13 protein-coding genes are annotated in these 12,821 nt (G+C 59.0%); 9 read left to right on the top strand and 4 right to left on the bottom strand.

The features are described from left to right. Positions 1–2: 2 nt before the first annotated feature. Both LJX92_RS21060 and LJX92_RS21055 read right to left on the bottom strand, forming a co-directional pair. Positions 3–2,039 carry a sensor histidine kinase gene (locus LJX92_RS21060; protein ID WP_148852627.1) on the bottom strand — a complete coding sequence of 679 codons (2,037 nt, stop codon included), beginning with the start codon at positions 2,037–2,039 and terminating at the stop codon, positions 3–5. 46 nt (positions 2,040–2,085) lie between these two features. After that, positions 2,086–3,003 (bottom strand): putative 2-dehydropantoate 2-reductase, encoded by a 918-nt coding sequence (locus LJX92_RS21055; protein ID WP_032879694.1) that lies wholly within the window; start codon positions 3,001–3,003, stop codon positions 2,086–2,088. A 123-nt stretch (positions 3,004–3,126) separates the two neighbouring features. On the opposite strand from LJX92_RS21055, the gene LJX92_RS21050 reads away from it, so the two are divergent. Both LJX92_RS21050 and LJX92_RS21045 read left to right on the top strand, forming a co-directional pair. Then, on the top strand, positions 3,127–3,612 hold the full coding sequence (locus tag LJX92_RS21050; RefSeq protein ID WP_003193880.1) for a YajQ family cyclic di-GMP-binding protein: 486 nt from the start codon (positions 3,127–3,129) through the stop codon (positions 3,610–3,612). A gap of 136 nt (positions 3,613–3,748) precedes the next feature. Then, the gene (locus tag LJX92_RS21045) at positions 3,749–4,591 is read left to right on the top strand and encodes a mechanosensitive ion channel family protein (protein WP_228308909.1); all 843 of its coding nucleotides are present in this window, start codon (positions 3,749–3,751) and stop codon (positions 4,589–4,591) included. Between the two features lie 181 nt (positions 4,592–4,772). On the opposite strand, the gene LJX92_RS21040 is transcribed toward LJX92_RS21045, so the two are convergent. After that, positions 4,773–6,053: an OprD family porin gene (locus LJX92_RS21040; RefSeq protein ID WP_228308908.1), complete on the bottom strand. Its 1,281-nt coding sequence runs from the start codon at positions 6,051–6,053 to the stop codon at positions 4,773–4,775. A 742-nt stretch (positions 6,054–6,795) separates the two neighbouring features. On the opposite strand from LJX92_RS21040, the gene LJX92_RS21035 reads away from it, so the two are divergent. Both LJX92_RS21035 and LJX92_RS21030 read left to right on the top strand, forming a co-directional pair. After that, on the top strand, positions 6,796–7,221 hold the full coding sequence (locus tag LJX92_RS21035; protein ID WP_032879698.1) for an HIT domain-containing protein: 426 nt from the start codon (positions 6,796–6,798) through the stop codon (positions 7,219–7,221). A gap of 3 nt (positions 7,222–7,224) precedes the next feature. Further along, positions 7,225–7,431, top strand: a complete 207-nt coding sequence (locus LJX92_RS21030; RefSeq protein WP_005790924.1) for a SlyX family protein — start codon at positions 7,225–7,227, stop codon at positions 7,429–7,431. 73 nt (positions 7,432–7,504) lie between these two features. Here the strand turns inward: LJX92_RS21030 and LJX92_RS27025 are convergent, their stop codons facing one another. Beyond that, a complete protein-coding gene (locus LJX92_RS27025) occupies positions 7,505–8,107 on the bottom strand; it encodes a cold-shock protein (protein WP_005790922.1) in 603 nt (200 codons plus the stop codon). Positions 8,108–8,535: 428 nt separating this feature from the next. Between LJX92_RS27025 and LJX92_RS21020 the strand changes: the two genes are divergently transcribed. The 5 genes from LJX92_RS21020 (at position 8,536) to LJX92_RS21000 (ending at position 12,703) form a co-directional block, all read left to right on the top strand. Continuing rightward, positions 8,536–9,009: a Dps family protein gene (locus LJX92_RS21020; protein ID WP_003193874.1), complete on the top strand. Its 474-nt coding sequence runs from the start codon at positions 8,536–8,538 to the stop codon at positions 9,007–9,009. Between the two features lie 181 nt (positions 9,010–9,190). Further along, entirely contained in the window at positions 9,191–9,544 is a 354-nt protein-coding gene (locus LJX92_RS21015; protein WP_032803701.1) for a ribbon-helix-helix domain-containing protein, read from the top strand. Positions 9,545–9,714: 170 nt separating this feature from the next. Beyond that, a complete protein-coding gene (locus LJX92_RS21010; protein ID WP_003193872.1) occupies positions 9,715–9,936 on the top strand; it encodes an FmdB family zinc ribbon protein in 222 nt (73 codons plus the stop codon). Between the two features lie 108 nt (positions 9,937–10,044). Then, positions 10,045–11,820, top strand: coding sequence for an aspartate--tRNA ligase (gene aspS / locus LJX92_RS21005; RefSeq protein WP_005790914.1), 1,776 nt, complete (start codon positions 10,045–10,047; stop codon positions 11,818–11,820). Between the two features lie 136 nt (positions 11,821–11,956). Continuing rightward, entirely contained in the window at positions 11,957–12,703 is a 747-nt protein-coding gene (locus LJX92_RS21000; protein ID WP_228308907.1) for a YebC/PmpR family DNA-binding transcriptional regulator, read from the top strand. Positions 12,704–12,821 lie beyond the last annotated feature (118 nt).

Genomic DNA, 12,821 nt, shown 5'->3' with positions numbered 1-12,821 from the left:
GGTCAGTGCTCCAGTTGGGTGAGTTCAGTGGGGGGCAATTGGCTGCCGGCAAGCGGCAGGCGCAAGGTAAAGCAAGTGCCCTGGCCCAGGGTGGAATGCACTTCCATCTGGCCCTTGTGGTTGTTGGTAATGATGAAATACGACACCGACAGCCCAAGCCCGGTGCCCTGGCCGATTTCCTTGGTGGTGAAGAACGGCTCGAACGTGCGTTTGCGCACGTTTTCGCTCATGCCGATGCCGTTGTCTTCCACCTGGATTTCTGCCCACGGCGGGTTGAGGCGGGTGCGCAGGATAATGCGCCCCGGTTCGCTGTCGTCTTCACGCAGGTGAATGGCCTGGGCGGCGTTCTTCAGCAAATTGAGCAGCACTTGTTCCAGCTCGTTGGCGGTGCCGGGCACGGGGCCCAGTTGCGGGTCGAACTGGCGGATGATCGCTTGGCCCTTGAAGTCGAAGCCGATGGTGAGGTCAAAATCGTTGCCGGCAATTTCCACGGCCTGGTCGATCAAGGCCGGCAAGTCGCAGGGGGCCATCTGACGATTACTGCGCCGGCTGAAGCTGAGCATGTGGGTGACGATTTTCGCGGCGCGGGCGCCAGCTTGCTGGATGCCGTCGAGCAACTGCGGGACTTCGCGGCCTTGCAGGTAGCGATTGACCGTGTCCAGTTCAATCCCCACTTGTTCGGCGAGCTCCAGGTTCTTGGGCAGGTCGGGGGACAGGCGGCGGCGAATGTTCTGCACGTTATGCAGGATAGCGCCCAGAGGGTTGTTGATCTCATGGGCCATACCGGCCGCGAGGCCGCCGACCGAGAGCATCTTCTCAGATTGCACCATCATTTCTTCCAGGGACAGGCGCTGGGTGATGTCGTCGATCCGGATCACCACGCCGCGCCCGGCACCGCCCATCAATGGATAGAACGTCAGGGCGTAATGCTTGGGCTCGTCGTCCTTGATCCAGGTGACCCGTTCTATCCGCTCCACCGAGTGTTGCTCCACCGTTGCCTTGATTTGTGGCAGGTACGGCTTGAGCGGCTGGAAGGCCAGAAAGATCGGCTGGTTCAGGGCTTCGTCCAGGCGCGTGCCGGAGAGAGCAGTGGCTTCCTGGTTCCACTGAGTGACGTAGAGCTGTTCATCCAGTGCGATCAGCGCCGAGGGCATCGAGTCGATGATGCTGTTGAGGTAGTTCTGGAAACCGGTGAGTTTTTTCTCGATCTTGCTGCGCACCTGAACTTCCAGTTCGAGCTTGCGGTTGGTATGCCGGGTTTCTTCGGCCAAACCCTGGGCCTGGTCGTAGGCGGCCTGGGAGTCGTCGCGGGCGCGCTTGAGTTGCTGCTCGCGGGCTTCGATACGCGACAGCATGGTGTTGAAGGCTTCGGCCAGGCTGCCGATTTCATCATGGTTGCCAGGCCCTGCGCGCAGGGCGTAGTTCTCTTCGCGGGTGACCTGGCGCGAAAGCTCTTCCAGTTCATGGATGGGGCGGGTAATCAGGCGTTTGATCTGCCGGGCGATGACCAGCCACAGCAACACACTGAAGATCAGGATGCCCAGGCTCGCGGTCAGCGTGCCGGTATAGAAGGCCACCGGCAGCTCACTTGTGGCCACCAGCAACAAATGCCCGGAAGGCTGGTTGCCACGGGGCAGGGTGATGACCTGGTTGCTGCGAAACTCGGTAACACGCCACGCTTCAATATGCCGGTAGTGGTCCGGCAGGTGCAGGCGGTCGCCGTGTTGCATCTGCGCCAGGCGGTTGCCTTCGCCGTCATAAAGGGCGGCGGCGCGCAACGGTGAATAGCTGGTCAGTTCGTTGAGCAGTGCCTCGGCCTTGGCCGGGGATTCAAGCGCCTGTGCGGCGAGCGACGGGTTGGACACCAGCCGACCGATGGCCTGCAGGGCCTGGGGGGCCATGCTTTCCTGGGAGATCCAGTAAGCAGCGCTGATAAACGTCAGGTTGGCCACCAGCAATACGGTGGTCAACAGTACTAGCAGGGCCGCCAGCAGTTTCTGCCCTACCGGTAGATTTTCAAGACGCTGGCGCAGTGGCATCAGGGTTTTCCCAGGTGATAGACAGGTAGGCAGGGTAGCGCGTGCCTCAGTCGCTGGCCAATCCGCGTGCGAGCAAATGCGTCACCAGGCGCGTGTGCACCTGTTGCAGATGCGGCACTGCCAACTGATGGCGGGCCGCGGCCTGGCAAGCGTAGCCCAGCAGGTAACTGATCTCGGTGCGTCGGGCGTTGGCGACGTCCTGGTACATGGAGGAATAGTTGGCGGCGGTGGCCTGGATCACTCGCTCGACTTCGCTGTGCAAGTCCTGTGCAGCCGCAGGCTGGCCGCAGCGCTCCAGCAGTTCGGCCAGCTCGGCGCAGAGCGTGGCGACCTCGCAGTGGTGGGCGCTTAAACCGCCGTTGCGGCAGTGGTACAGCACGGTCAGTGGGTTGATGGCGCAATTGAGCGCGAGCTTGCGCCACAGGCGCGTCAGGATATCGGTGGCCCATTCATGGGGAATGCCCGCCGCTTGCAGATCATCCAGCCACAGCGGTGGGGTGGGATGGCTCGCGTCACCCAGCCAAGTGTAGCCATGGCCGGCGAATACCACGCGCCAATCGCCATCGCGAAATGCACCTTCAGTGCTGGAGGCAAAGATGCAGCGCGCCGACGGCCATTGCGCAGCCACCGCGTCCTGGCTGCCGAGGCCGTTTTGCAGCAGGATCAATTCGGCGTCCGGCGCCAGCCGATGCTGCAACTGGGCGATGGCGCTTTGAGCGTCGTAGGCTTTGCATGCTACTAGCAGACGCCGAATCGGCTCCGGGTTGTCAGGCGTTTCGCCGATGACCGGATAAGTGTGTTCCACACCGCGTTCCACCAAGGTCAGCCCTTGGCTGGCGCGATAGCTGGCCAGGCGCGCCTGGTTACGAAGAATCAGCCTGACGGGCACGCCGGCGCGCGCCAGTCGCGTGGCCCAGAGGGTGCCCAGGCTGCCGGCGCCAAGAATATGCCAGGGGGTCGACATCAGTGTGTGCTCCATAAGGTCGCCAGCGGTGAACGGCGCGAAAGAACCGCTATAATGCCCCGGAATTTTAGCTCGGGCGCGCTCCATCTCTACTGAGCCCGCCCCTCATATTGGAGAAATCACATGCCTTCGTTCGACGTGGTATCTGAACTGGACAAACACGAAGTCACCAACGCCGTCGAGAACGCCGTCAAGGAACTGGACCGTCGCTATGACCTGAAAGGCAAGGGCAGCTTCGAATTCAAGGAAAAGGAACTGACCGTCAACCTGACCGCTGAAGCCGATTTCCAGCTGGAAGCGATGATCGAGATCCTCAAGCTGGCCCTGGTCAAGCGCAAGATCGACGTGCAGTGCCTTGAAGTCAAGGACGCCTATGCTTCCGGCAAGCTGATGAAGCAGGAAGCCGTGCTCAAGGAAGGCATCGACAAGGAACTGGCGAAGAAGATCGTCGCCCACATCAAGGACGCCAAGCTCAAGGTCCAGGCCGCCATTCAGGGCGAGCAGGTTCGCGTCACCGGCAAGAAGCGCGATGATCTGCAAGAGGCTATTGCGGCCCTGCGTGCCAAGACTTTCGATATGCCGCTGCAGTTCAATAACTTCCGCGACTGATGGCACTTTGGGGAACCTGTGGGTGTTTTTGACGTCCCACGCCCCAGAATCAGTGCCTACAATTGAGCCCTTCGGGGCTCAATTGCGTTTTCAGGCAGTCAATAGAGCCCTATCGCCGCACCACAGGAGAAAGTAGATGGATTTGAACGCTGAAATGGATCACCTGATCAAGACCTCCCAGTCTTGGATCCCCATGATCATGGAATATGGCAGCCGGGTATTACTGGCAGTGATCACCCTGGCCATTGGCTGGTGGCTGATCAATGTCTTTACCCATCGTGTAGGCCGTTTGCTGGCCGTGCGCAACGCCGACCTGGCGCTGCAGCACTTCGTCACCAGCCTGGCGAACATTGCGCTGAAAGTCATGCTGATCGTCAGCGTGGCCTCGATGATCGGCGTGGCAACCACCTCGTTCGTCGCCGCCATCGGTGCGGCAACCCTGGCGATCGGCCTGGCATTGCAGGGCAGCCTGGCGAACTTCGCTGGTGGTGTGCTGATTCTGCTGTTTCGTCCGTTCCGCATCGGTGACTGGATCGAAGCGCAGGGCACCTCGGGTACCGTCGATAGCATCCAGATCTTCCACACCGTGATCCGTACCGGTGACAACAAGACAGTGATCGTGCCGAACGGCATCCTGTCCAACGGCATCATCACCAATACCAACCGCCAGCCGACCCGCAAGGTGGTTTTTGATGTGGGCGTGGACTACGAGGCCGACCTGCAAAAAGCCCGTGAAGTGTTGCTGGAGCTGGCCAAAGATCCCCGCGTGCTGGCTGATCCTGCGCCTGTAGCGGTGGTATCGACCCTGGGCGACAGCTCCATCACCGTTTCGCTGCGCTGCTGGACCAACACCCCGGATTATTGGGACGTGGTGTTTATGTTTAATGAACTGGCACGTGACCGTTTGAAAACGGCAGGGATTGATATTCCGTTTCCACAACGGGTTATTCGCGTGATGCAGGAAAGTGCGCCGAAATAACTTGGCGTACTGCTATCGAAGTTGGCCGAAAGGTCAGCTTTGATAAACTAGTTACTTAGCTTGCTAGTTGTTTTGTTGTTTGAAACAAAACTGCAATAAAAAAGCCGCTCCCTGTTAAACAGAGGAGCGGCTTTTTGTTTAAGGCCGAAGCCTCAAGCCATCGTTGTAATTAAACCGGCAATTACAAGATGTTCAGCGGGTAGTTCGCGATCAGGCGCAGTTCGTCGATCGAAGGCGAACCGTAGTAAACGCCATCCCCGGAACGATAAGTCGCTTGACGCAGGCGCAGGCTCAGGTTTTTTGCCGGGCCGCTCTGGATCACGTACTTGGCTTCGATGTCGCGTTCCCATTCTTTGCCGTTGCTGGTAGTGCCGGTGTTGGCGCCGCTACCGGTAACGTAACGCGTCATGAAGCTCAGGCCAGGAATGCCGAAGGTTGCCATGTTGATGTCATAGCGCGCCTGGTAGGACTTCTCGCCTTCGGCGTTGAAGTCGGAACGGGCGATGGAGTTGGCCAGGAACACCGTGCCGCCGCCGTCTACGCCGTAGCCGTAGTCGCCGTCACCGGTAACCTTCTGGGCTGCCAGGGTGAAGGTGTGTGCGCCGATGGTGTAGGCACCCTGCAAGCTGAACGCGCGGTTGTCGAGCTTGGTCACACCATCCTTCTCTGCACGTTGCAGGCCGGCGCCATCGCTCTTGGTATCGTAGATGTTGAAGTCCAGCGCGAACGACTGGTCATCGCTCAGGGCGTGGGTCCAGTTCAGGTTGCTGTAGTACTTGCGGAAGTAATCTTCGGTTTTCGCGTAGTACAGGCTACCGGTGACTTCTGGAGTGAAGGCATAGACGCCGCCGACAAAGTCGGTTTTGGTCAGGCCCAGGCTGTCATGGTAGGTCTGGTTTTGCGCGACGCTTGAGGTGAAGTGGCCGCCCTCAAGCTTCAGGCCCTTGATCTCGTTGCTGGTGATCGAGATACCTTGTGGCAGCTCCGGCAACAGACGGCTGTCATCAGAGGCGAACACCGGTGCGGTGGTGTATTGGTCACCCACTTTCAACACGGTATTGGAGATGCGGAACTTAACTGCGCCGCCGCCTTTGGAGTAGTCGTCCTGGGAGCGACCGTCGGAACCGGTAGGGAACAGACCTGTGCCGGCGCGACCCTTGCCGCTGTCGAGCTTGAGGCCCATCAGGCCGATCACGTCCACACCGACACCAATGGTGCCCTGGGTGAAGCCCGATTCGTACAGGGCATTGAAGCCCAGGCCGGTTTCTTCGGCGCGGCTTTTGGAGCCTGGGCCCGACGGGTTGTTACGGAAGTCGCGGCTGAAGTACAGAGCGCGAGTATTGATGCTGAAAGTACTGTCTTCAACAAAGCCCTTGGAATCGTCCTGGGCGGACGCCATTGCGAACTGCGAGGTGCCTGCTGAAACAGCCAGGGCGATCATGCTCCACTTCATCACGCGCATCGTGATTTGCTCCTTTGGTTTTAGGAAGAGTACTGCCGTCCCACCTGTATTTTTATCTGGGCGGCTCTTTCTTTATGGGTGCCGGCGTAAAGCTATATCACGCAGGCCCTTATGACGATACTTGTCCAACTTTCCTTTCAGCTTCTTTACGAGGCTGTCGTAAATCGCTAGATCCGTGTCGCAAATTCACAGCCCAAATGTAACAAGGCTGACAACTTCAATGCTGTTTTCATACTTCTTTAAAAGTTTGAACTCGTCCATGAAGCACATTGAAACGCTGTTGTTGTTTATCGCGAAACACCTGCTTCCAGGCCGGTGCCGTTGCCGACGATACCGGGGTGAATGCAACAAGCGTGCTCAAACCGGTGAGCGAATGTCATTTTTTCGTGAAAAGCGTGATGGGAGTGTAAAAACCGCATAAGCACGGGCCTTTTACGCCGTTTGGTTTGGGCTTGACTCCCAGGGTGTTACCGCTGTTCGGTGCTACGCAATACCTGCACCTGAGTAAAACGTTACCGGTTAACCCCATCAGTGGGTAATTGGCGGATCCCTTTGACGCACGAGTGGGTCATTTTGGTGCGTGCCGTTGAGGCCCGGTCTAGCGTAGATCAACTGTTTTTCTGCCTCCAAAAGGTGCATTTTTTCACCCGCCCGCCTCAACAGTGCCAGGATTGGCCGTGAAGCCTTGGGCGTTCAAAGGTATGCTGGGCGCCTGTCCCGACCTGCCGAACGGAGTGCCCACGTGTTCGCCTTAGATCAACGCCTGCAACAAGATACCTTGGCCATTGGGGACTTCCCGCTCTGTCGCCTGCTGCTGTCCAATGACGCCAATTACCCCTGGTTCATTCTGGTGCCACGCATCGACGGTATCAGCGAAGTGTTTCAACTGGATGTCGCAGATCAACAAACCTTGTGGCAAGAAACGACGGCCCTGGCGCAACTGCTTAACGAGGGGCTGGCCGCTGACAAGATGAACATCGGTGCGCTGGGTAACGTCGTCAGCCAATTGCATGTGCATGTGATCGTGCGCAAACGCGATGACGCGGCCTGGCCGGCGCCGGTGTGGGGCAAGCATCCGGCCCGGCCCTATACCCAAGAGCAAGTGGCGGCGATTCGCGCTCGATTGCGTGCGCTGTTGCCTGCCGACTTCATCTTTACCCAGGACTGAATCATGGACCTGCAAGAGCGCGTTACCGACCTGGAAAGCCGCCTGGCCTTCCAGGACGACACCATCGAGACCCTCAACGACATCCTGGTCACACAGCAGCGGGCGGTTGAACGCCTGCAATTGCAAATGACGGCCTTGCTCAAGCGCCAGGAAGAAATGGGCGGCCAGTTCGAGTCATCTGAAGAAGAAGCGCCGCCGCCGCACTATTGAAATGCACAGGCCATAAAAAACCGCGATCCAGCCAACGCCGGATCGCGGTTTTTTTTGCTGCGAAGGCTTGGGATCAGCGACGCGGCAGGGCAGCGATGACGTCTTCGGCTTGCAGGCCCTTGTCACGGTTCATCACCGAGAACTCCACGCGCTGGCCTTCGACCAGCACGCGATGGCCTTCGCCACGGATAGCCCGGAAGTGGACGAAGATATCGTCGCCCGAATCGCGGGAAATGAAGCCGAAGCCTTTGGAGGTGTTGAACCACTTGACGGTACCGGTATCCCGGTTGGTCATGTCGTAGTTTTGCGACGCGGCCGCCGGAGACGAACGGTAGAAGCTGATGGCCAGGTGAAGAACAATGGCAACCACAGCAATCACCAGGCTGAGCAGGATAGCCGGATGGCCACCCACTTCAGGCATAGGCGCCAAAAGGGTGAGGGTTTGAACAACAACAGTCAGCACCAGCAGCGCACTGACCAGGTTTTGCAGTTGATGACGCGTGCCTTTGTTCCAGTAAGGGATTACCGGTGCGAGCGTCAGGTTAAGAAGGCCGAACAAGGCCAGGTACAGAGCGTCATGTTGTTGCAGGTAGGGCAGGCTTTCAGGCTGCAGGCTCGGGATAAAGGACAGCAGCAAAGCTGCAACGCCCGTTAGCAGGTGGACGATTTTCAACATTTTGATTAACTCACGTTAAGACGGATCACAAGGAAGAGCTGACTGGCACGGTTCGCTTCTGAACAATGGGAGGCGTTGAGCACGTGCACGGGTATCAGCCTATGTGAAGTGCCGCAGGAATAAACGGCAGCCACACGGCGTCTATTTAACAGCAAAGGCTGTGCCTACTCAAATCAAGCATTTCGGGGTGTTGCGACGGCAACGGCATTTGTGCAGCAAACGCTTGTCCTAGACAGGTGCAGGATTTTTTGGCGGGCGTTGCGAGACCGTTCCTACGGCTAAAAAGGCTTGCCAATTCGCGAGTTGCAAGCGATGCGGGGCGATTTGCCGCAGGTCGCCTGGGCGTGACGGGCTGCATGCGGCTCGCTCTCTTGCTAGAGTGGTCCTGCACCTGATCAATGAATACTCGTCAATTGAAGGGGAAAAACATGGCAATCGATATTGGTATCAGTGAAGAAGACCGTAAGTCCATCGTCGACGGACTTTCACGACTGCTGTCCGATACCTATGTTCTGTATCTGAAGACCCACAACTTCCATTGGAACGTCACAGGCCCCATGTTTCGTACGCTGCACTTGATGTTCGAGGAGCAGTACAACGAATTGGCGCTGGCGGTGGACTCCATTGCCGAGCGCATCCGTGCCCTGGGCTTCCCGGCGCCGGGCGCCTATTCAATCTACGCCCGCCTGTCTTCGATCAAGGAAGAGGAGGGTGTGCCGAGCGCCGAAGAGATGATCAAGCAACTGGTGGCCGGTCAGGAAGCGGTTACGCGTACCGCCCGAGGCATCTTCCCGCTGCTGGACAAGGTCAGCGATGAGCCGACGGCCGACCTGTTGACCCAGCGTATGCAGGTACACGAGAAAACCGCGTGGATGCTGCGTTCGCTGCTCGAAAACCAGTAACCGTCAAACCCGGGCGGCGCTGTTTCAGCGCTGCCTGCTTGTTTCCCTGCGCTTCCTGGCGTTGTCCTACGACTAACGACTCCCCGTCTTCTGGCTGCTGCACGCTGGGTGCTGTTTTATAGGCCCATCGTTCAATGGGAGAAGCCCATTGGCTGCTGTTTGGCAATGGAGTGTCGGGTGTATGTCACGTGGAATGGGTAAAGGAGTGATGGAAACCTGTGGTTTTCACAAGATAAAGGTCGACCCTTTTGCAAAAGGGTTCGATATGGGGCTGGCCAAGCCCTTGTCGCGGTCGGTCAGGCTCAATGGGTTTTCGACCTGCCTGCGGCTTGAGCAGATCTACTGGAACATCCTGACGGAGATCGCCAGGATCAATGCCTGTTCGGTCAGTGCCTTGTTGTCCTATGTCGATCGGGAAGTGCATTTGCGTTACGGAGGCGTGAAGAACTTCAGTGGGCTGGTGAGGGTGGTGTGCGTGGTTCACGTGCTCAAGGGCCGGGTTGCTCCCGCCGCTGAGGGCACCTTCGCGTCGTAGCCCGGCGGCCCTGGGCCCGGCCTTCATCCTTGTGGGCCGGCCCCGGGGCAGAAAGCCGGCTGCGCTGTGTCGATTTACCAGATATAATCCCGCGCTTTGCTGCGCATGCCGGGGCTTTATGCACAGGGCAGGGCGTGGCGCTGTAACGATCTGATCGCCGAGACATCTCCATGCCCATGTACGACTATCAATGCGCTTCCTGTGGTCACCAGTTGGAAGCCATTCAGAAGATCAGCGCAGCGCCGCTGGTCGATTGCCCTGCCTGCCAGGCACCTGAGTTGAAGAAGATGTTGTCCATGCCGGGCTTCCGCCTGAGCGGCAGCGGCTGGTACGAGACTGATTTCAAGACCGGTGCCAAGAAGAACCTGGCCGGCGGCGACAAAGCAGACTGAGTTGAACTCTACGCGCAGGCTCCTGCATTATCCGTCCCCTGCTTTAATGTACGGTGACGAGGCGGGCCTGCCACCGAATTTCGAATTACGAGAAGTGAAACCACGACCATGATGCGCAGCCACTATTGCGGCCAACTGAACGAGACCCTGGAAGGTCAGGAAATCACCCTTTGCGGATGGGTTCACCGTCGCCGCGACCACGGCGGGGTGATCTTCCTCGATATCCGTGATCGCGATGGTCTGGCCCAGGTAGTGTTCGACCCGGACCGCGCCGAGAGCTTCGCCGCCGCCGACCGCGTGCGCAGCGAATACGTCGTCAAGATCACCGGCAAGGTACGCCTGCGTCCGGCCGGTGCCGTGAACAAGAACATGGCGTCCGGCGGCATTGAAGTGCTGGGCTATGAGCTGGAAGTGCTGAACGAGTCGGAAACCCCGCCGTTCCCACTCAACGAATACTCCGACGTGGGCGAAGAAACCCGCCTGCGCTACCGCTTCCTGGACCTGCGTCGTCCGGAAATGGCCGAGAAGCTGCGCCTGCGTTCGCGCATGACCACCAGCATCCGTCGCTTCCTGGACGAGAACGGCTTCCTCGACGTCGAAACGCCGATCCTCACCCGGGCTACCCCGGAAGGCGCGCGCGACTACCTGGTGCCTAGCCGTACCCACGCCGGCAGCTTCTTCGCCTTGCCGCAATCGCCGCAGCTGTTCAAGCAACTGCTGATGGTGGCCGGCTTCGACCGTTACTACCAGATCGCCAAGTGCTTCCGTGACGAAGACCTGCGCGCTGACCGCCAGCCGGAATTCACCCAGATCGACATCGAGACCAGCTTCCTCGATGAAAAAGAGATCATGGGCCTGACCGAGCAGATGATCCGCAACCTGTTCAAGGAAGTGCTGGACCTGGAGTTCGGCGAATTCCCGCACATGACCTTCGAAGAAGCCATGCGCCGCTACGGTTCCGACAAGCCAGACCTGCGTAACCCGCTGGAACTGGTGGACGTGGCCGACCAGCTCAAGGATGTCGACTTCAAGGTGTTCAGCGGCCCGGCCAACGACCCTAAATGCCGCATTGCTGCCCTGCGCGTACCTGGCGGCGCGAGCATGCCGCGCAAGCAGATCGACGACTACACCAAGTTTGTCGGCATCTATGGTGCCAAGGGCCTGGCGTACATCAAGGTCAACGAGCGCGCTAACGGCGTTGACGGCCTGCAATCGCCGATCGTGAAAAACATCCCTGAAGCCAACCTGAACACGATCCTCGATCGCGTCGGTGCCGTTGACGGCGACATCGTGTTCTTCGGCGCCGACAAGGCCAAGATCGTCAGCGAAGCCCTGGGCGCGCTGCGTATCAAGCTCGGTCACGACCTGAACCTGCTGACCTGCGAATGGGCACCGATGTGGGTCGTCGACTTCCCGATGTTCGAAGAGAACGACGACGGCAGCTTCAGCGCGTTGCACCACCCGTTCACCGCGCCGAAGTGCTCCCCGCAGGAGTTGGAAGCCAACCCGGCAGGCGCACTGTCCCGTGCCTACGACATGGTGCTCAACGGTACTGAGCTGGGTGGCGGTTCGATCCGTATCCACCGCAAAGAGATGCAACAAGCGGTGTTCCGCCTGCTGGGCATCAACGAAGCGGAACAGGAAGAGAAGTTCGGCTTCCTGCTCGACGCCCTGAAATACGGCGCGCCACCGCACGGTGGTTTGGCGTTCGGCCTGGACCGTCTGGTGATGCTGATGACCGGCGCCCAGTCGATCCGTGAAGTGATCGCCTTCCCGAAAACCCAGAGCGCTGCGGACGTCATGACCCAGGCCCCGGGTGTGGTGGATGCCAAGGCGTTGCGCGAACTGCACATCCGTCTGCGCGAGACGCCGAAGGCTGAGTAAGGCTGCAGCGTGAAAGCGCGATAAGGTTGTACGCAGTCAAAAAGGCGCATCTTCGGATGCGCCTTTGCGTTTAAAAGAGGGAAATCCCGCCGGGGGCGGGATTGATAAGGTTTCTAGAGAATTTCGGAGTTGTGTTATGGCTGGCCATTCCAAGTGGGCGAACATCAAGCACCGCAAAGAGCGTCAGGATGCCAAGAAGGGCAAGATCTTCACCAAGTGGATTCGCGAACTGACCGTCGCAGCCCGTCAGGGCGGCGGTGACCCGGGCTCTAACCCGCGTCTGCGCCTGGCGCTGGACAAGGCGCTGGGTGCCAACATGAGCCGCGACATCATTGACCGCGCCGTGGCTCGTGGTGCCGGTGCGGCCGACACCGACGATATGGTCGAACTGACCTATGAAGGCTACGGCCCGGGCGGCGTGGCGGTGATGGTCGAGTGCATGACCGATAACCGCAACCGCACCGCCGCAGCCGTGCGCCACGCGTTCAGCAAATGCGGTGGCAACCTCGGCACGGATGGTTCGGTGGCCTACCTGTTCGAACGCAAAGGGCAGATCACCTTCGCTCCTGGCACCGATGAAGACGCGCTGATGGAAGCCGCGATGGAAGCGGACGCCGACGACGTGGTCACCAACGAAGACGGCTCTATCGATGTGTTTACCTCGTTCGCCAGCTTCTACTCCGTGCGTAATGCCCTGCAAGCTGCTGGTTTCAGCGGCACCGACGCGGAAATCGTGATGCTGCCGACCACCAGTGCCGAGCTGGACCTGGAGGGGGCGCAGAAGGTGTTGAAGATGCTGGATATGCTTGAAGACCTGGATGATGTGCAGAATGTGTATTCGAATGCCGACATCCCTGAGTCTGTGGCCGAACAGCTCACTTAAGAACGATGAATATCCCAATGTGGGAGGGGCTTGTGTGGGAGGGGGCTTGCTCCCGATGGCGGTGGGTCAGTCACAAATGTACTTACTGACACTCCCTCATCGGGAGCAAGCCCCCTCC

Source organism: Pseudomonas sp. HN8-3 (assembly GCF_020790195.1).
GTDB lineage: Bacteria > Pseudomonadota > Gammaproteobacteria > Pseudomonadales > Pseudomonadaceae > Aquipseudomonas > Aquipseudomonas synxantha_A.
Note: the sequence above shows the minus strand (reverse complement) of the source record. Positions and strands in the feature narration are given on the sequence as shown.